The following is a 17,016-nucleotide window of genomic DNA, read 5'->3' on the forward strand; positions in this document are numbered from 1 at the left end:
GGCCCCGGAGGCCCTACGCTTGAAGGCTGACCGACCCCCGTGCGCAGGAGTGAAATGGCCGTCAACCTGGTCAATGTCGAGAACGTCAGCAAGGTGTACGGCACCCGTGCACTGCTCGACGGTGTCTCGCTCGGCGTGTCCGAAGGCGACCGGATCGGGGTCGTCGGACGCAACGGCGACGGCAAGACCACCCTGATCCGGATGCTCGCCAAGCTGGAGGAGGCAGACTCCGGGCGCGTCACCCACTCCGGCGGGCTGCGCCTCGGCGTGCTCACCCAGCACGACTCCCTCGACCCCGCCGCCACCGTCCGGCACGAGGTCATCCGGGACATGGCCGACCACGAGTGGGCGGGCAACGCCAAGATCCGCGACGTGCTCACGGGTCTGTTCGGCGGACTCGACCTGCCCGGGTTCCCGCAGGGCCTCGACACCGTCATCGCCCCGCTGTCCGGTGGCGAGCGGCGCCGTATCGCGCTGGCCAAGCTGCTCATCGAGGAGCAGGACCTGATCGTCCTCGACGAGCCCACCAACCACCTCGACGTCGAGGGCATCTCCTGGCTCGCCCGGCATCTGCGCGAGCGCCGCTCCGCGCTCGTGTGCGTCACCCACGACCGGTGGTTCCTCGACCAGGTCTGCACCCGGATGTGGGACGTGCAGCGCGGCACCGTCCACGAGTACGAGGGCGGCTACTCCGACTACGTCTTCGCCCGTGCCGAGCGCGAGCGCATCGCCGCCACGGAGGAGGCCAAGCGGCAGAACCTGGTCCGCAAGGAGCTGGCCTGGCTGCGGCGCGGCGCGCCCGCCCGCACCTCCAAGCCCCGCTTCCGCGTCGAGGCCGCCAACGAGCTGATCAAGGACGTGCCGCCGCCCCGGGACAGCAGCGAGCTGATGAAGTTCGCCTCCTCCCGGCTCGGGAAGACCGTCTTCGACCTCGAGGACGTCACGGTGCAGGCCGGACCCAAGGTGCTGATGAAGCACATCACCTGGCAGCTCGGTCCCGGCGACCGTATCGGCCTGGTCGGGGTGAACGGCGCCGGCAAGACCTCCCTGCTGCGGGCGCTGGCCGACGCCGCGCGCAGCGACGGCGAGCGGCAGCCCGTCGGCGGCCGGGTCGTCGTGGGCCGGACCGTCAAGCTCGCCTATCTCTCGCAGGAGGTCGCCGAGCTCGACCCGAGCTGGCGGGTCCTGGAGGCCGTGCAGCAGGTGCGGGAGCGGGTCGACCTCGGCAAGGGGCGCGAGATGACCGCAGGGCAGCTGTGCGAGACCTTCGGCTTCACCAAGGAGAAGCAGTGGACGCCCGTCGGCGACCTGTCCGGTGGTGAGCGCCGGCGCCTCCAGCTGCTGCGCCTCCTCATGGACGAGCCGAACGTCCTCTTCCTCGACGAGCCCACCAACGACCTCGACATCGAGACCCTCACCCAGCTCGAGGACCTGCTCGACGGCTGGCCCGGCTCGATGATCGTGATCTCCCACGACCGGTTCTTCGTCGAGCGCACCACCGACCGGGTCTACGCCCTCCTCGGCGACGCCACGCTGCGGATGCTGCCGCGCGGCATCGACGAGTACCTGGAGCGGCGGCACCGCATGGAGGAGGCGGCCGCCGCGGCCGTGACCCCGGCGCCCGTGGCCGCGAAGACCGCCGTCTCCGCCGCCGACGCCCGGGCCGCCAAGAAGGAGCTCCAGCGGATCGAGCGGCAGCTGGACAAGATCTCCGAGCGGGAGACCAAGCTCCACGAGCAGATCGCCGAGTCCGCGACGGACTTCGAGAAGGTGGCCAAGCTGGACGCCGAACTACGCGAACTCGGCGGCGAGCGGGAGGAGCTGGAACTGCGCTGGCTCGAACTCGCCGAGGACGCCTGAGCGTTCCCGCGGTCCGGCCGGCGCGCCCGCTTCGGCGTGAAGGAGCACACCGGCGCGCGTGAGGAGGGTCTCGCTCCAGTTCAGGAGCGGGACCCGGCACGTACCCCTCATCAGGCGCGAATGCGTTGGATTTCGGCAATCCGGGGCGCTTCTCACCGGTAAGGGAAGCGCAACGTCGAACAAGCGTGTAGCTTCCGGGGACATGGAGGGCGGGGGATGCGCCGGGGGGTCTCTGTCCGAGCGGGCCAGTGGGCATCCATAGTGGGCATCCATGGGGGACTGGGGGGTTGCTCGATGGGAGTGCGGCTCATGGTGGTCGACGACCACCGGCTGCTCGCCGAGGCACTGGCCTCGGCGCTGAAGCTGCGGGGGCACCGGGTGCTCGCCGCGGCGGCACCCGCCGCGGGCGCGGCGGAACTGGTGATCACCAGGGCACCCGAGGTGTGCCTGCTGGGCACGGCGGCACCCGCCGAGCCGGGGGTCTTCGACCCGGTGGTGCGCATCAAGCGGGAGCGCCCGCAGGTGGCGGTGCTGGTCCTCGGGCCGGTGCCGAACCCGCGGGGCATCGCGGCCGCGTTCGCCGCCGGCGCCGCGGGCTACGTACGCCACGACGAGCGCATCGAGGGCGTCGAGCGGGCCATCATGAAGGCGCGGGCGGGTGAGGCGGCCGTGGCGCCGCAGCTGTTGCAGGGCGCGTTCAGCGAACTGCTCAACCCGGCGGCGCAGCCGGACGACGAGGGGCAGCGGCTGCTGCAGATGCTCACCCCGCGCGAGGTGGAGGTCCTGGTGCGGGTCGCGGACGGCGAGGACACCCGGCTGATCGCGGCGGGGATGGGGATAGCCCCGTCGACGGCTCGGACCCATGTCCAGCGGGTCCTGATGAAACTGGGCGTCGGCTCCCGGCTGGAGGCGGCGGCCCTCGCGGCGAGGACCGGCCTGCTGGACCGGGCGGGCCCACCACCCGCCCCGCCGGGGACGGGCCCGGGAACTCCTCGGTAGCCGGCGCGCGGACCTCCCGGCGAACGGGAACCGGCCGGGGCCCGGAGTCGGGCCCCGGCCGTGCGGGTCACTCGGACGTGTCGTCCTCCGCCACCGGCGGGGCCGTCGGCCGCAGCTTGAGCCAGACCAGGAAGAACAGGCCGAGCAGCAGCATGCCCAGGCCCGTCCAGAGATTGATGTTGACGCCCTCGGCCTTGGCGATCTCGGCGTCGGAGGCCGTGAAGCCCGCGATCATGACGATGACGCCGTAGATCACGAACAGGCCGCCGATGATGCGGCGCAGGTCGAAGATGCGGGCCGCGGTCGCGGACTTGCCCTCCAGCTCGGTGACGGTGCGCTGGACGTCGTGCTCGGAGTACTCGGACATGGTCTTTCCATCCTCCCGCGGGTCAGATCGAGAACGGGATGTAGCAGGCGGCGGCGATGACGACCGCGCCCCAGCCCAGCAGGGCCGGCTTGCGGTACCAGGCGTCGTCGCCCGCGGCGGGCGCCTCGGCCATGCCGGGGGACCGGGTGCCGTACACGAGACCCCGCAGGCTCTCCTCCGGCTTCGGCCGGGTGAACAGCGACACCGCCACCATGACCACCGCACCGGCCACGAAGCCGGCGATCGCAGAGACGAAGTTGGCGCCCTGGTCGGTGGGGATGCCGATGATGCCGTGCTTGTAGATGACGAAGTAGTTCACCATCGCGGTCACCGTGCCGGCGAGCAGGCCCCAGAAGCCGGACTTCGCGGACGCGCGCTTCCAGAACATGCCGACGATGAACACCACGAACATCGGCACGTTGAAGAAGGAGAACAGCGTCTGCAGATAGCTCATGATGTTCGAGAACGACGACGCCAGGAACGCCGTGCCTACCGAGGCCAGCACGCCGATCGCAGTGATGAGGCGGCCGAACCGCACGTAGTACGCGTCCTCGCGGTCCTTGACCACGTACTTCGCCCAGATGTCGTTGGTGAAGACGGTGTTGAAGGACGAGACGTTGGCCGCCATGCCGGCCATGAAGGCGGCGAGCAGTCCGGTCACCGCGATGCCGAGCACGCCGTTGGGCAGCAGCTCCTGCATCAGGTACGGGATGGCGTCGTTGTACTGCAGGCCGGAGCCGGAGGTGCCGATCTCGGGGACCAGGGCGGCGGCGACCAGGCCCGGGATCATCACCAGGAACACGATGAAGATCTTCGGGAACGCGGCGATCAGCGGGGTGCGCTGGGCGGCGGAGAGGTTCTTCGCGGACAGGGCGCGCTGCACCTCGGCGAAGTTGGTCGTCCAGTAGCCGAAGGACAGCACGAAGCCCAGGCCGAGGACGATCGTCAGCCAGTTCGCGCCGAGCGGGTTGGCGTGGCCGATGCCGGTACCGCCCCACGCGGTGACGAAGTCATGGCCGTGGCTCGCGCTGAGCTTGTGTGTCAGTCCGCCCCAGCCGCCGACCTTCTTCAGGCCGAGCACGGTGAGGGGGATGAGGGCCGCGAGGATCACGAAGAACTGCAGCACCTCGTTGTAGATCGCGGACGACAGACCGCCGAGGGTGATGTAGGCGAGGACGAAGAAGCCGGCGACCACGATCGCCACCCACTGCGGCCAGCCGAGCAGCGCCTGGACGACGATCGCGAGCGCGTAGAGGTTCACGCCGGCGATCAGGATGGCGGCGAAGGCGAACAGGGCGGAACTGAGCAGGTGGGCCCACTTGTCGAAGCGGAGCAGCAGGAACTCGGGGACCGAGCGGACCTTCGAGCCGTAGTAGAAGGGCATCATCACCAGGCCCAGGAACACCATGGCCGGGATGGCGCCGATCCAGTACCAGTGCACGGTGTAGGCACCGTACTGGGCGCTGTTGGCGGCCATGCCGAGGATCTCGGTGGCGGCCAGGTTCGCCGAGATGAACGCGAGACCCGTGATCCAGGCGGGCAGGGACCGCCCGGAGAGGAAGAAGTCGAGGCTGGTCTTCACGGAGCGGCGCGCGGCCAGGCCGATGCCCAGGACGACGGCGAAGTAGATCCCGAGGATCGTGTAGTCGAGGCCGTTGGTCGGGAGTCGTAGGCCGGCTGCCAGAAGTGTGGGGCCGGCGGCCGGATATGTGGGGGTCTGCATGATGACTCGCTTCGTTGCGTGAACCAATCAGTGCGGAACCTACGCCTCGACGTTCGATATTTGAACACTTTTGATGATGCTCTTTGTTGGATTGTGATGTTGACTGGCGTGGTCGGTTGTGGTTTGTTGTGTTGGGTTATGTTTGAAGGGCGGATCCGAGTGGATGAGGCGCCCGGCCGCGCAGCAGAAAGGCAAGGTGTCGTGAAGAAGACCCCGACCCGGCTGGCCGACGGTCGTGAACTCATCTACTACGACCTGCGCGACGACGCCGTCCGGGACGCGGTCGACCGCCGGCCGCTGGAGCGGACCGTCACCACCTCCGAGATCCGCCGGGACACGCTGCTCGGCGACTCGGTCGCCGTCGCCTCGCACCGCCAGGGCCGCACCTACCTCCCGCCCGCCGACGAGTGCCCCCTGTGCCCCTCCCGTGAGGGCCGGCTCAGCGAGATCCCGGACTCCTCCTACGACGTCGTCGTCTTCGAGAACCGCTTCCCCTCGCTCGCCGGCGACTCCGGACGCTGCGAGGTCGTCTGCTTCACCTCCGACCACAACGCGTCCTTCGCCGATCTCACCGAGGAGCAGGCGCGCCTGGTCCTGGACGCCTGGACCGACCGCACCGCGGAGCTGTCCCATCTGCCCTCCGTCGAGCAGGTCTTCTGCTTCGAGAACCGCGGCCGGGAGATCGGCGTCACCCTCGGCCACCCGCACGGCCAGATCTACGCCTACCCCTTCACCACCCCGCGTACCGCCCTCATGCTCCGCTCGCTCGCCGACCACAAGAAGGCCACCGGCGGCGGGAACCTCTTCGACACCGTCCTGGAGCGCGAGCTGGCCGACGAGCGGGTCGTCCTCACGGGTGAACACTGGGTCGCGTTCGTCCCCTACGCCGCGCACTGGCCGTACGAGGTCCACCTCTACCCCCGGCGCCGCGTCCCGGACCTGCTCGCCCTGGAGGAGGCCGCCCGCACAGAGTTCCCCGAGGTCTATCTGGAACTCTTGGCGCGCTTCGACCGGATTTTCGGTGAGAGTGACAGTCCGACGCCGTACATCGCCGCCTGGCACCAGGCGCCGTTCGGCGTCCTGACGGAGTTCGACGGCGTCAACCGTGACGACTTCGCGCTCCACCTCGAGCTTTTCACCATCCGCCGCACTTCCGGCAAGCTGAAGTTCCTCGCAGGTTCTGAGTCCGGCATGAATGTGTTCATCAACGACGTGCCGCCGGAAGCTGCGGCCCAGCGACTGCGAGAGGTAGCGAGTTCATGAGTGGGAAGTACCTGGTGACCGGCGGTGCGGGCTACGTGGGCAGCGTGGTCGCGCAGCACCTGCTGGAGGCGGGCCACGAGGTCGTCGTCCTCGACAACCTCTCCACCGGCTTCCGCGAGGGTGTGCCGGCGGGTGCCTCCCTCATCGAGGGCGACATCCGCGACGCCGCCAAGTGGCTGGACCCCACCTTCGACGCGGTCCTGCACTTCGCCGCGTTCTCGCAGGTCGGCGAGTCGGTCGTGAAGCCCGAGAAGTACTGGGACAACAACGTCGGCGGCACCATGGCGCTGCTCGGCGCGATGCGCGAGACGGGCGTGCGCAAGCTGGTCTTCTCCTCCACGGCGGCGACCTACGGCGAGCCCGAGCAGGTGCCGATCGTCGAGAGCGCGCCCACGCGGCCCACCAACCCCTACGGCGCCTCGAAGCTCGCCGTCGACCACATGATCAGCGGTGAGGCGGCCGCGCACGGCCTGGGCGCGGTCTCCCTGCGCTACTTCAACGTCGCGGGCGCCTACGGCAGCTGCGGCGAGCGCCACGACCCGGAGTCCCACCTGATCCCGCTCGTCCTCCAGGTCGCGCAGGGCCGGCGGGAAGCCATCTCGGTCTTCGGCGACGACTACCCGACGCCGGACGGCACCTGCGTCCGCGACTACATCCATGTCGCGGACCTCGCCGAGGCCCATCTGCTGGCGCTGGACGCCGCCACGCCCGGCGAGCACCTGATCTGCAACCTCGGCAACGGCAACGGCTTCTCGGTGCGCGAGGTCATCGAGACCGTGCGCCGGGTCACCGGGCACCCGATCCCCGAGGTGGTGGCCCCGCGCCGGGGCGGCGACCCGGCGGTCCTGGTCGCCTCCGCGGCCACGGCCCGCGAGCGGCTCGGCTGGAACCCGTCCCGCGCGGACCTCGCGGGCATCGTCGCGGACGCTTGGGAGTTCGCGCAGAACATCTCTAGGGAGCAGTAGGTGGGCGTACGCGAGGCCTTCACGGAGCTGTACGGAACGGCTCCCGAAGGGGTCTGGTCGGCACCGGGCCGGGTCAACCTGATCGGCGAGTACACGGACTTCAACGAGGGGTTCGTGATGCCGTTCGCCCTGCCGCACACCGCGGTCGCGGCGGTCTCCCGCCGCACCGACGGCATACTGCGGCTGCACTCGGCGGACATCGACGGCCCGATCGTCGAACTGCGCGTCGACGAGCTCCGGCCGCTGACGAACACCAGCTGGGCCGCCTACCCGGCGGGTGTCGTCTGGGTGCTGCGCGAGGCGGGCCACCCGGTCACCGGCGCCGACCTCCATCTGTCCTCGACGGTGCCGACGGGCGCGGGCCTGTCCTCGTCGGCGGCGCTGGAGGTGGTCACCGCCCTCGCGCTGAACGACCTGTTCGGGCTCGGCCTGACCCGCCCCGAGCTGGCCCGGCTCGCCCAGCGCGCCGAGAACGACTTCGTGGGCGTGCCGTGCGGTGTCATGGACCAGATGGCGTCCGCGTGCAGCACCGAGGGCCATGCCCTGCACCTGGACTGCCGGGACCTGTCCGTCCGGCAGATCCCCTTCGACCTCGCCGCGCAGGGACTCGCGCTGCTCGTCGTCGACACCCGCGTGAAGCACGCACTGGGCGACGGGGCGTACGCCGAGCGGCGCGAGGGGTGCGAGGAGGGCGCACGGCAGCTCGGGGTCTCGCATCTGCGGGATGTCGCCTACGAGGACCTTCAGGCCGCGCTCGGGCGCCTGTCGGACGAGCGGGTGCGCCGCTATGTGCGCCATGTCGTCTCCGACGACCACCGCGTCGACCGGGTCGTCGCCCTGCTGGACGCGGGCGACGTCCGGGCCATCGGGCCGGTGCTGACGGAGGGTCATGTCTCCCTGCGGGACGACCTGCGGATCTCCTGCCCGGAGCTTGACCTGGTGGTGGACACCGCGAACGCCTCCGGTGCGCTGGGCGCCCGGATGACGGGCGGCGGTTTCGGCGGCTCGGCGCTCGTCCTGACCGAGGCCACCGAGGCGGACACGGTCACCAAGGCGATCGAGGAGGCGTTCGCCGCCGCCGGCTTCACGGCGCCCCGGGTGTTCCCGGCGGTTCCGTCGGAGGGGGCGCACCAGGTCGGCCGAAGCGCTTCGTAAGGGTGTACTCCGTGATCCCCGGCGGATAGTCGGGGATCACGCACACCACGTCGTAGCCCTGCTTCTTGTAGAACTCCGGGGCCTGGAAGTCCCAGGTCTCCAGGCGCGCGGCGGTGCAGCCGCGCTCCTCGCGCGCCATGCGCTCCGCCTCGGCGAGCAGCCGTGAGCCGAGCCCCGCGCCGCGACGGCGGCCGTCCACCCACAGGTAGTCCACGTGCAGCCAGGCCGCCCAGGTGTGGCCGGCCAGTCCGCCCGCCAGCTCCCCCACCGCATCCAACGCCCAGACCTGGAGCGGGACTTCACGCTCCGCGGGCGTACCGCGCAGCGCGCGCAGCACCGGTGAGGCCGCCGTGTTCGTCTCCATCAGCCGCGTACGGAGCAGATCGCGCCGCTCCTTGTCGACTTCTGTCTCGATACGAAACATGCGGCACACCATAAACGCCCTGGCCAACCAGTTCTGCAAATTTCCTTCCGCTCCAGGCCGACGGCCCTACCCTGTGAACAGCGCCGGTGGGGGCCGGTGCTCATCAGGGGGCGAAACAGTCGGGTACGACGCCCGGGGTGGGGGTAACAGTTCCAGCACGGCGGCGGCCGTGCGGCTGCGGCGCCCCGTCCCAGGCGGACAACCGGGGAACATTCCGGGCGCCGTGCTCGCGCCGGACGTCCCCCGAGCAGTGGGGGTTTCAGTGGTGCGCATCCGAGTCCTGGTCGTCGACGACCACCGCATCTTCGCCGAGTCGCTGGCGGCCGCCCTGGCGGCCGAGCCCGATGTCGACGTGTCCGCCGCCGGCAGCGGTCCGGCCGCTCTGCGCTGCCTGGACCGGGCGGCCGCGGAGGGCCGCAGATTCGATGTGATGCTCGTCGACGCGGACCTCGGCGGCAACCTTCCGGGTTCGCGCCCGGCGGTCCCCGTCCAGGAGGCCAACGAGGACGGGCTCGTCGACGGCATCTCCCTGGTCATCGGCGTCCGTTCCGCGCAGCCGGGGGTGCGGACCGTCGTCCTCGCCGAGAAGGACGACCCGCGCCGGGCGGCCCTCGCCCTGCAGGCGGGCGCCTCCGGCTGGGTCGCCAAGGACTGCTCGCTGTCCCGGCTGCTCACCGTCATCCGGGGTGTGCTGCGCGACGAGACGCACCTTCCGCCCGCCCTGCTCACGGGCGTTCTGCGCGAGTTGACCGCGGCCCGCAAGCACCGCACCGAGAGCGAGCGGCTGGTGGAGTCGCTGACCCCCCGGGAACGGGAGGTGCTGCGCTGCATGGTCGCGGGACTGGGCCGCAAGGCCGTCGCCGAGCGGCTGTTCCTCTCCCCGCACACCGTGCGCACCCATATGCAGAACGTGCTGGGCAAGTTGGGCGTCCACTCCACCCTCGCCGCCGTCGCCCTCGCCCGCCGCGCCGGTGTCGGACCGGTCGACCTAGCCGGGGATGTTGTCGAACGGGGCGGTCAGCTGGCGTAGCAGCGCGGCCAGTTCACCGCGCTGTGCCGAACTCAGTTCCGACAGGATCGCGCGCTCCTGGTCGAGCAGGCCGGCGAGCGCCTGGTCCGCCCGGTCCCGGCCCTCGGCGGTGAGGCGCACCAGCACCCCACGGCGGTCGCTGGGATCGGGCAGCCGCTCGACCAGGTCCTTCTTCGCCAGGCGGTCGATGCGGTTGGTCATCGTGCCCGAGGTGACCAGCGTCTGGGTCAGCAACTGGCCCGGGGAGAGCTGATAGGGGCTGCCGGCCCTGCGGAGCGCGGTGAGAACGTCAAACTCCCAGGGCTCCAGACTGTGCTCGGAGAACGCCAGCCGACGTGCACGGTCCAGGTGCCGGGCCAGCCTGCTCACCCGGCTGAGGACCTCGAGCGGTTCCACGTCGAGGTCCGGGCGCTCCCGGCGCCACGCCGCGACCAGCCGATCGACCTCGTCCTCCATGACGATCAGTGTAGTGGTTGTGTCGACATGAAGTCTCTTGATGTGGAGTCTCTTGACGTCGAGATAGTTGGGGTACAAGGATGGCGCTGCGTACGGAGGCGTCGTCAAACGGGGGCGACGCCTCCGTACGAGGACGTCGAGCCGTTCACCAGGAGGCCCCGCCATGTCCACCGCGCCCCTTTGGGACCCCGCCCAGTACCTGCGCCACGCCGGGCACCGGGCCCGCCCCTTCGTCGACCTGCTCGCCCGCGTCCCCGACCCGAGCGGCCAGAACCCGCCCCGCATCGCCGACCTCGGCTGCGGTCCCGGCAATGTCACCGTCCTGCTCGCGGACCGCTGGCCCACCGCGCACATCACCGGCTACGACAACTCGCCCGAGATGCTCGATCAGGCCCACACCCACCACGAAGGCCCCACCGCGGGCGGCGGCCGCCTCAACTTCGCCCATGCCGACGCCCGCACCTGGACGCCCCCGGAGTCGTACGACCTGATCATCAGCAACGCCACCCTGCAATGGGTGCCCGACCATGCGGCACGCTTCGCCGGCTGGGTGGCCGCACTCGAGCCGGGCGGCACCTTCGCCTTCCAGGTGCCCGGGAACTTCGACTCCCCCAGCCACCAGCTTCTGCGGGAGATCGTCCACTCCGCCCGCTGGAAGGACCGCCTCGCCCACACCCTGCGCCATGACGACGCCGTGCTCACCCCTCACGCCTATCTGGAGCACCTCACCGGCCTCGGCTGCGAGACGGACGTCTGGGAGACGACGTACCTGCATCTGCTCCAGGGCGAGGACCCGGTCCTGGACTGGGTGAAGGGCACCGGACTGCGGCCCGTCCTCACCGAGCTCGGCGACGAGGCGGAGGAGTTCCTCGCCGACTACCGCACGGCCCTGCGCGAGGCGTACCCGCCCACCGCCCACGGCACGGTGTTCCCGTTCCGCCGTATCTTCGCCGTCGCCACGAAGGGGGACTGAGCGATGCTGGCCGCCGTCGACCACGTCCAGCTCGCGGCGCCGCCCGGCTCCGAGGACCTGCTGCGCGGCTACTACGCCGGCGTCCTCGGCATGACGGAGATCCCCAAGCCGCCGGTGCTCGCCGCGCGCGGTGGCTGCTGGTTCCGGGCGGGGGCCGTCCAGTTGCACCTGGGCATCGAGGAGGACTTCCGGCCCGCGCGGAAGGCGCACCCGGGGCTGCGGGTCACGGGGATCGAGGCCTACGCCGCCCGGATCGCCGCGCGGGGAGCGGCGGTGACCTGGGACGACAACCTGCCGGGCCACCGGCGCTTCTACTCGGAGGATCCGGTGGGGAACCGGCTGGAGTTCCTGGAGCCGGTGGCTACAGACGCCTGAGAGCGTCCAGCGTGATGTCGATGTCGACGGCGAACGGATCGGAGAGTTCGAGCTTGTCGTGGTGGATGCCGGTGAGCGTGTAGGTCTTGGTGGCCGGGTCCAGTTCGTAGGTGCGGACCACCGGGTGCTGGTTGCCTTCGGCCATCTCGACCAGCCAGAAATGGGGGATCCCGGCGGCCGCATATTTCAGGGGCTTGGCGTCGTGGTCGCGTGCTTCGGAGTCCGGGGACACGACCTCTACGGCGAGTACCAGGTCCTCCGCATGGAATCGGGTCTGCTCAAGTCCGGTGTCCGCGTCCGCACGGATCACACTGATGTCCGGTTCGGGAGCGTTGCGACGATCGAGTACGACCGTCATCTCATGCTTGACCTTGAGATGGCCGGGTACCGTCAGCCGCAGCCCGTGAGCCAGCAAGTAGATCATCAGCATGTGGAAGTTCCGCTGCGGGCTCACGAAGACCAAGCTCCCGTCGATCAACTCGGTGTGCGGCGGGAGGTCCGGCAGGGTGAACAGGTCGTCGACCGTGAAGCCTTCGGGCGGCGGCACAGGCAGGTGGATGCCGGGCTCGGACTCGTGTGCGGCGAACGGCTCGGCAGACATGGTGATTCCTCCCATGAACGGGATTCTCGGACCGTGTACCCACCGTAGCGGCCGAGGCCGACAAAGGTCATCACATCGGGTGATCGCGCACCCCGTGCCTCAGCTCTTGCGATGACCGATCAGCCGCGGCTTCGGCTCCAGGCCGTCCAGACCGTGCCACGCCAGGTTCACCAGATGCGCCGCGACCTCGGCCTTCTTCGGGCGGCGCACGTCCAGCCACCACTGGCCCGTCAGCGCGACCATGCCGACGAGCGCCTGCGCGTACAGCGGGGCCAGCTTCGGGTCGAAGCCGCGGCTCTTGAACTCGCGGCCCAGGATGTCCTCCACCTGCGTGGCGATGTCCGAGATGAGGGACGCGAAGGAACCCGTCGACTGCGGGATCGGCGAGTCGCGGACCAGGATGCGGAACCCGTCCGTGTACTCCTCGATGTAGTCCAGCAGCGCGAAGGCCGCCTGTTCGCACAGCTCACGCGGATGCCCGGCGGTCAGCGAACTCGTCACCATGTCCAGCAGGCGCCGCATCTCGCGGTCCACCACCACCGCGTACAGGCCCTCCTTGCCGCCGAAGTGCTCGTACACCACCGGCTTGGACACCCCGGCCTTCGCCGCGATCTCCTCCACCGACGTGCCCTCGAACCCCTTCGCGGCGAACAGCGTGCGACCGATCTCCAGCAGCTGCTGGCGGCGCTCCGCCCCGGTCATCCGGGTGCGTCGGGTGCGCCTCGGCTTGTCGGTGCTGGGAGTACTGGAGTCGGTCGCCACATCGTCAATCATGCCGTGCCGGCGTTCGCCTTCCCGCGCCGGGAGCCGTCCCCGTCGGTGCTGCGGCGGGAATCGATACGTGAGCGTGACGGCCAGCGCACGTCGTACGCCCAGCCCAGCTGCTCGAACCAGCGGATGATCCGCGCCGAGGAGTCCAGCTGTCCCCGCTCCACACCGTGCCGCGCCGACGTCGGGTCCGCGTGGTGCAGGTTGTGCCAGGACTCGCCGCACGACAGGACCGCCAGCCACCACACGTTCCCCGAACGGTCCCGCGACTTGAACGGGCGCTTGCCCACCGCGTGACAGATCGAGTTGATCGACCAGGTCACATGGTGCAGCAACGCCACCCGGACGAGGGACCCCCAGAAGAAGGCGGTGAAGGCGCCCCACCAGGACATCGTGACCAGGCCGCCGATCAGCGGCGGCAGCCCCAGCGACGCGGCCGTCCACAGCACGAACTGGCGGGAGACCGCCCGCAGGGCCGGGTCCTTGATCAGGTCCGGCGCGTACTTGTCCTGCGGCGTCTGCTCCTCGTCGAACATCCAGCCGATATGGGCCCACCACAGGCCCTTCAGCAGGGCGGGCACCGTCTCCCCGTAGCGCCACGGGGAGTGCGGATCGCCCTCCGCGTCCGAGAACCTGTGGTGCTTGCGGTGATCGGCGACCCACCGCACCAGCGGCCCCTCCACCGCCATCGACCCCGCGATCGCCAGAGCGATCTTCAGCGGCCGCTTCGCCTTGAACGAGCTGTGCGTGAAGTGACGGTGGAAACCGATCGTGATGCCGTGACAGCCCAGGTAGTAGAAGAAGACCAGCAGGCCCACATCGAGCCAGCTCAGACCCCAACCCCAGGCCAGCGGCACCGCCGCCACGAGCGCCAGGAACGGGACGGTGATGAACAGCAGCAGAGTGATCTGTTCGATCGAGCCCTTCCGCTCGCCGCCCAGCGTCGCCAAGGGCAGCGAAGTGTCGTCGTTCGCCTGCGGGGCGTCTTCCATCACATCGGAGCTTGTGGTCATGCGGCGTCCCCTGTGGGGTCGAGGGTCGAGGCGGGTGCCGGGCTACAGGTTCCAGGGTTCCCCCGGGATCTGACCGGAGACCTTACGGTTCCGTAACCTACGGCGACGTAAGTATGGCAGTGCGTCGCTCAGCGGCAAGAGCCCAAGAGCCTGCGCGTCCGCGTGGACACCTATCCTTGGAATCGGTCGGACAGCGCGGTCCGCTCTGTTTTCTTCCCGGATGCCCGGTCCGTATGCGGCACCCGCCGCGCGGCACCCGTCCGGGTCCCCTCCCAGACGAGCTTCAACACTGCAAGGAGCCGCACCTGTGAGCAGTGCCGACGACCAGACCACGACGACCAGCAGTGAGTTGCGCGCCGACATCCGCCGACTGGGTGATCTGCTCGGTGAGACCCTCGTCCGGCAGGAGGGCCCCGAACTCCTGGACCTGGTCGAGCGAGTCCGCCGGCTCACCCGCGAGGACGGAGAGGCCGCCGCGGAACTGCTGCGCGGCACCGAACTGGAGACCGCCGCAAAGCTGGTGCGCGCCTTCTCCACCTACTTCCACCTGGCCAACGTCGCCGAGCAGGTCCACCGCGGCCGCGAACTGCGCGCCAAGCGCGCCGCCGAGGGCGGACTCCTCGCCCGCACCGCCGACCGGCTCAAGGACGCCGACCACGACCACGTGCGCGACACCGTCCGCAACCTCAACGTGCGCCCGGTCTTCACCGCGCACCCCACGGAGGCGGCACGCCGCTCGGTCCTCAACAAGCTGCGGCGCATCGCCGCGCTCCTGGAGACGCCGGTCCTCGACAGCGACCGCCGCCGCCACGACACCCGCCTCGCCGAGAACATCGACCTCGTCTGGCAGACCGACGAACTCAGGGTCGTCCGCCCGGAACCCGCCGACGAGGCGCGCAACGCCATCTACTACCTGGACGAACTCCACGCCGGCGCCGTCGGCGACGTCCTGGAGGACCTCACCGCCGAACTGGAGCGCGTCGGCGTCAAGCTCCCCGACGAGACCCGCCCCCTCACCTTCGGCACCTGGATCGGCGGCGACCGCGACGGCAACCCCAACGTGACCCCCCAGGTCACCTGGGACGTCCTCATCCTCCAGCACGAGCACGGCATCAACGACGCGCTGGAGATGATCGACGAACTGCGCGGTCTGCTCTCCCAGTCCATCCGCTACACCGGCGCCAGCGAGGAACTCCTCGCGTCCCTCCAGGCCGACCTGGACCGGCTGCCCGGCATCAGCCCCCGCTACAAGCGCCTGAACGCCGAGGAGCCCTACCGCCTCAAGGCGACCTGCGTCCGCCAGAAGCTCGTCAACACCAAGAAGCGCCTCGCCAAGGGCACCACGCACCAGCCCGGCCGCGACTACCTCGGCACCACCGAACTCCTCAGCGACTTGCGGATCATCCAGACCTCGCTGCGCGCCCACCGCGGCCACCTCTTCGCCGACGGCCACCTCGCCCGCACCATCCGCACTCTGGCCGCCTTCGGCCTCCAGCTCGCCACCATGGACGTCCGCGAACACGCCGACGCCCACCACCACGCCCTCGGCCAGCTCTTCGACCGGCTCGGCGAGGAGTCCTGGCGCTACGACGACATGCCCCGCGAGTACCGGCACAAGCTCCTCGCCAAGGAACTCCGCTCCCGGCGGCCGCTCGCCCCCACGCCCGCCCCCCTCGACGCCGCCGGCGCCAAGACCCTCGGCGTCTTCGAGACCGCCAAGAGGGCCCTGGAGGTCTTCGGCCCGGAGGTCATCGAGTCCTACATCATCTCCATGTGCCAGGGCGCCGACGACGTGTTCGCCGCCGCCGTCCTCGCCCGCGAGGCCGGCCTCGTCGACCTGCACGCCGGCTGGGCGAAGATCGGCATCGTCCCCCTCCTGGAGACCACCGACGAGCTCAAGGCCGCCGACACCATCCTTGAGGACATGCTCGCCGACCCCTCCTACCGACGCCTCGTCGCCCTGCGCGGCGACGTCCAGGAGGTCATGCTCGGCTACAGCGACTCCTCCAAGTTCGGCGGCATCACCACCTCCCAGTGGGAGATCCACCGCGCCCAGCGCCGGCTGCGCGACGTCGCCCACCGCTACGGCGTACGCCTGCGCCTCTTCCACGGCCGCGGCGGCACCGTCGGCCGCGGCGGCGGCCCCACCCACGACGCGATCCTCGCCCAGCCCTGGGGCACCCTCGAGGGCGAGATCAAGGTCACCGAGCAGGGCGAGGTCATCTCCGACAAGTACCTCATCCCCTCCCTCGCCCGCGAGAACCTCGAACTCACCGTCGCCGCCACCCTCCAGGCATCCGCCCTGCACACCGCCCCCCGCCAGTCCGACGAGGCCCTCGCCCGCTGGGACGCCGCGATGGACGTCGTCTCCGACGCCGCCCACGCCGCCTACCGCCGGCTGGTCGAGGACCCCGACCTGCCCGCGTACTTCTTCGCCTCCACCCCGGTCGACCAGCTCGCCGACCTCCACCTCGGCTCCCGCCCGTCCCGGCGCCCCGACTCCGGAGCCGGCCTCGACGGACTGCGCGCCATCCCCTGGGTCTTCGGCTGGACCCAGTCCCGGCAGATCGTCCCCGGCTGGTACGGCGTCGGCTCCGGCCTCAAGGCACTGCGCGAGGCGGGCCTCGACACCGTGCTCCACGAGATGCACGAACAGTGGCACTTCTTCCGCAACTTCATCTCCAACGTCGAGATGACCCTCGCGAAGACCGACCTGCGGATCGCCCGCCACTACGTGGACACCCTCGTACCCGACGAGCTGAAGCACGTCTTCGAGACCATCCAGGCCGAACACGAGCTCACCGTCCGCGAGGTCCTGCGGATCACCGACGAGAGCGAACTGCTGGACGTCCAGCCCGTCCTCAAGCAGACCTTCGCCATCCGCGACGCCTACCTCGACCCGATCTCCTACCTCCAGGTCGCCCTGCTCAAGCGCCAGCGCGACGCCGCCGCCGACGGCGCCGAACCCGACCCGCTGCTCGCCCGCGCCCTGCTGCTGACGGTCAACGGCGTGGCGGCCGGCCTGCGCAACACCGGCTGAACCA

Annotated in this window: 16 protein-coding genes; 9 read left to right on the forward strand and 7 right to left on the reverse strand. The window is 70.2% G+C overall.

The annotated features are described in order from the left end of the window. Positions 1–54: 54 nt before the first annotated feature. On the forward strand, positions 55–1,860 hold the full coding sequence (locus tag ACFYX0_RS10730) for an ABC-F family ATP-binding cassette domain-containing protein (protein ID WP_355917193.1): 1,806 nt from the start codon (positions 55–57) through the stop codon (positions 1,858–1,860). Between the two features lie 294 nt (positions 1,861–2,154). Then, positions 2,155–2,859: a LuxR C-terminal-related transcriptional regulator gene (locus ACFYX0_RS10735; protein WP_388968986.1), complete on the forward strand. Its 705-nt coding sequence runs from the start codon at positions 2,155–2,157 to the stop codon at positions 2,857–2,859. 67 nt (positions 2,860–2,926) lie between these two features. Here the strand turns inward: ACFYX0_RS10735 and ACFYX0_RS10740 are convergent, their stop codons facing one another. Next, positions 2,927–3,226, reverse strand: a complete 300-nt coding sequence (locus ACFYX0_RS10740) for a hypothetical protein (RefSeq protein WP_311697583.1) — start codon at positions 3,224–3,226, stop codon at positions 2,927–2,929. A 22-nt stretch (positions 3,227–3,248) separates the two neighbouring features. After that, entirely contained in the window at positions 3,249–4,949 is a 1,701-nt protein-coding gene (locus ACFYX0_RS10745) for a sodium:solute symporter family protein (RefSeq protein ID WP_388968990.1), read from the reverse strand. A gap of 201 nt (positions 4,950–5,150) precedes the next feature. On the opposite strand from ACFYX0_RS10745, the gene galT reads away from it, so the two are divergent. From galT to galK, 3 genes are read left to right on the forward strand one after another with little or no spacing between them, the layout of a single operon-like run. Then, complete coding sequence (gene galT / locus ACFYX0_RS10750; RefSeq protein WP_388968993.1) at positions 5,151–6,212, forward strand: galactose-1-phosphate uridylyltransferase; 1,062 nt, start codon at positions 5,151–5,153, stop codon at positions 6,210–6,212. Next, positions 6,209–7,177 (forward strand): UDP-glucose 4-epimerase GalE, encoded by a 969-nt coding sequence (gene galE, locus ACFYX0_RS10755; RefSeq protein ID WP_355917184.1) that lies wholly within the window; start codon positions 6,209–6,211, stop codon positions 7,175–7,177. The genes galT and galE overlap by 4 nt, the downstream gene beginning before the upstream one ends. Continuing rightward, positions 7,178–8,332: a galactokinase gene (galK, locus tag ACFYX0_RS10760; RefSeq protein ID WP_388968996.1), complete on the forward strand. Its 1,155-nt coding sequence runs from the start codon at positions 7,178–7,180 to the stop codon at positions 8,330–8,332. Here galK and ACFYX0_RS10765 read toward each other — a convergent pair. Then, positions 8,262–8,768, reverse strand: coding sequence for a GNAT family N-acetyltransferase (locus tag ACFYX0_RS10765; protein WP_388969223.1), 507 nt, complete (start codon positions 8,766–8,768; stop codon positions 8,262–8,264). The two genes, galK and ACFYX0_RS10765, sit on opposite strands and share 71 nt — an antisense overlap. A gap of 250 nt (positions 8,769–9,018) precedes the next feature. On the opposite strand from ACFYX0_RS10765, the gene ACFYX0_RS10770 reads away from it, so the two are divergent. Then, complete coding sequence (locus tag ACFYX0_RS10770; RefSeq protein ID WP_311697578.1) at positions 9,019–9,786, forward strand: response regulator transcription factor; 768 nt, start codon at positions 9,019–9,021, stop codon at positions 9,784–9,786. Here ACFYX0_RS10770 and tamR read toward each other — a convergent pair. Continuing rightward, positions 9,745–10,242, reverse strand: coding sequence for a MarR family transcriptional regulator TamR (gene tamR, locus ACFYX0_RS10775; RefSeq protein WP_388968999.1), 498 nt, complete (start codon positions 10,240–10,242; stop codon positions 9,745–9,747). The two genes, ACFYX0_RS10770 and tamR, sit on opposite strands and share 42 nt — an antisense overlap. A gap of 163 nt (positions 10,243–10,405) precedes the next feature. Between tamR and ACFYX0_RS10780 the strand changes: the two genes are divergently transcribed. Beyond that, positions 10,406–11,215 carry a trans-aconitate 2-methyltransferase gene (locus tag ACFYX0_RS10780; RefSeq protein ID WP_388969002.1) on the forward strand — a complete coding sequence of 270 codons (810 nt, stop codon included), beginning with the start codon at positions 10,406–10,408 and terminating at the stop codon, positions 11,213–11,215. A 3-nt stretch (positions 11,216–11,218) separates the two neighbouring features. Beyond that, positions 11,219–11,590, forward strand: a complete 372-nt coding sequence (locus tag ACFYX0_RS10785) for a glyoxalase (RefSeq protein ID WP_355917171.1) — start codon at positions 11,219–11,221, stop codon at positions 11,588–11,590. Here ACFYX0_RS10785 and ACFYX0_RS10790 read toward each other — a convergent pair. The 3 genes from ACFYX0_RS10790 to ACFYX0_RS10800 all read right to left on the reverse strand — a co-directional run bounded on the left by ACFYX0_RS10790 (position 11,577) and on the right by ACFYX0_RS10800 (position 13,972). Then, positions 11,577–12,191, reverse strand: coding sequence for a Uma2 family endonuclease (locus tag ACFYX0_RS10790; protein WP_388969005.1), 615 nt, complete (start codon positions 12,189–12,191; stop codon positions 11,577–11,579). The two genes, ACFYX0_RS10785 and ACFYX0_RS10790, sit on opposite strands and share 14 nt — an antisense overlap. 99 nt (positions 12,192–12,290) lie before the next feature. Then, entirely contained in the window at positions 12,291–12,965 is a 675-nt protein-coding gene (locus tag ACFYX0_RS10795) for a TetR/AcrR family transcriptional regulator (protein ID WP_355917165.1), read from the reverse strand. Then, positions 12,962–13,972 (reverse strand): acyl-CoA desaturase, encoded by a 1,011-nt coding sequence (locus ACFYX0_RS10800; RefSeq protein ID WP_388969008.1) that lies wholly within the window; start codon positions 13,970–13,972, stop codon positions 12,962–12,964. The genes ACFYX0_RS10795 and ACFYX0_RS10800 overlap by 4 nt, the downstream gene beginning before the upstream one ends. 307 nt (positions 13,973–14,279) lie before the next feature. Between ACFYX0_RS10800 and ppc the strand changes: the two genes are divergently transcribed. Beyond that, on the forward strand, positions 14,280–17,012 hold the full coding sequence (ppc, locus tag ACFYX0_RS10805; RefSeq protein ID WP_388969011.1) for a phosphoenolpyruvate carboxylase: 2,733 nt from the start codon (positions 14,280–14,282) through the stop codon (positions 17,010–17,012). The last annotated feature ends 4 nt before the right edge of the window (positions 17,013–17,016 follow it).

This window comes from Streptomyces sp. NPDC002573, assembly GCF_042889625.1.
Classification (GTDB): domain Bacteria; phylum Actinomycetota; class Actinomycetes; order Streptomycetales; family Streptomycetaceae; genus Streptomyces; species Streptomyces gibsoniae.

What these genes read in the sequence shown, in the direction of transcription:
- ACFYX0_RS10730 (WP_355917193.1), top strand. Translation starts at nt 55, where the DNA reads ATGGCCGTCAACCTGGTCAATGTCGAGAACGTCAGCAAGGTGTACGGC.
- ACFYX0_RS10735 (WP_388968986.1), top strand. Translation starts at nt 2,155, where the DNA reads ATGGGAGTGCGGCTCATGGTGGTCGACGACCACCGGCTGCTCGCCGAG.
- ACFYX0_RS10740 (WP_311697583.1), bottom strand. Translation starts at nt 3,226, where the DNA reads ATGTCCGAGTACTCCGAGCACGACGTCCAGCGCACCGTCACCGAGCTG.
- ACFYX0_RS10745 (WP_388968990.1), bottom strand. Translation starts at nt 4,949, where the DNA reads ATGCAGACCCCCACATATCCGGCCGCCGGCCCCACACTTCTGGCAGCC.
- galE (WP_355917184.1), top strand. Translation starts at nt 6,209, where the DNA reads ATGAGTGGGAAGTACCTGGTGACCGGCGGTGCGGGCTACGTGGGCAGC.
- ACFYX0_RS10765 (WP_388969223.1), bottom strand. Translation starts at nt 8,768, where the DNA reads ATGGTGTGCCGCATGTTTCGTATCGAGACAGAAGTCGACAAGGAGCGG.
- tamR (WP_388968999.1), bottom strand. Translation starts at nt 10,242, where the DNA reads ATGGAGGACGAGGTCGATCGGCTGGTCGCGGCGTGGCGCCGGGAGCGC.
- ACFYX0_RS10780 (WP_388969002.1), top strand. Translation starts at nt 10,406, where the DNA reads ATGTCCACCGCGCCCCTTTGGGACCCCGCCCAGTACCTGCGCCACGCC.
- ACFYX0_RS10785 (WP_355917171.1), top strand. Translation starts at nt 11,219, where the DNA reads ATGCTGGCCGCCGTCGACCACGTCCAGCTCGCGGCGCCGCCCGGCTCC.
- ACFYX0_RS10790 (WP_388969005.1), bottom strand. Translation starts at nt 12,191, where the DNA reads ATGTCTGCCGAGCCGTTCGCCGCACACGAGTCCGAGCCCGGCATCCAC.
- ACFYX0_RS10795 (WP_355917165.1), bottom strand. Translation starts at nt 12,965, where the DNA reads ATGATTGACGATGTGGCGACCGACTCCAGTACTCCCAGCACCGACAAG.
- ACFYX0_RS10800 (WP_388969008.1), bottom strand. Translation starts at nt 13,972, where the DNA reads ATGACCACAAGCTCCGATGTGATGGAAGACGCCCCGCAGGCGAACGAC.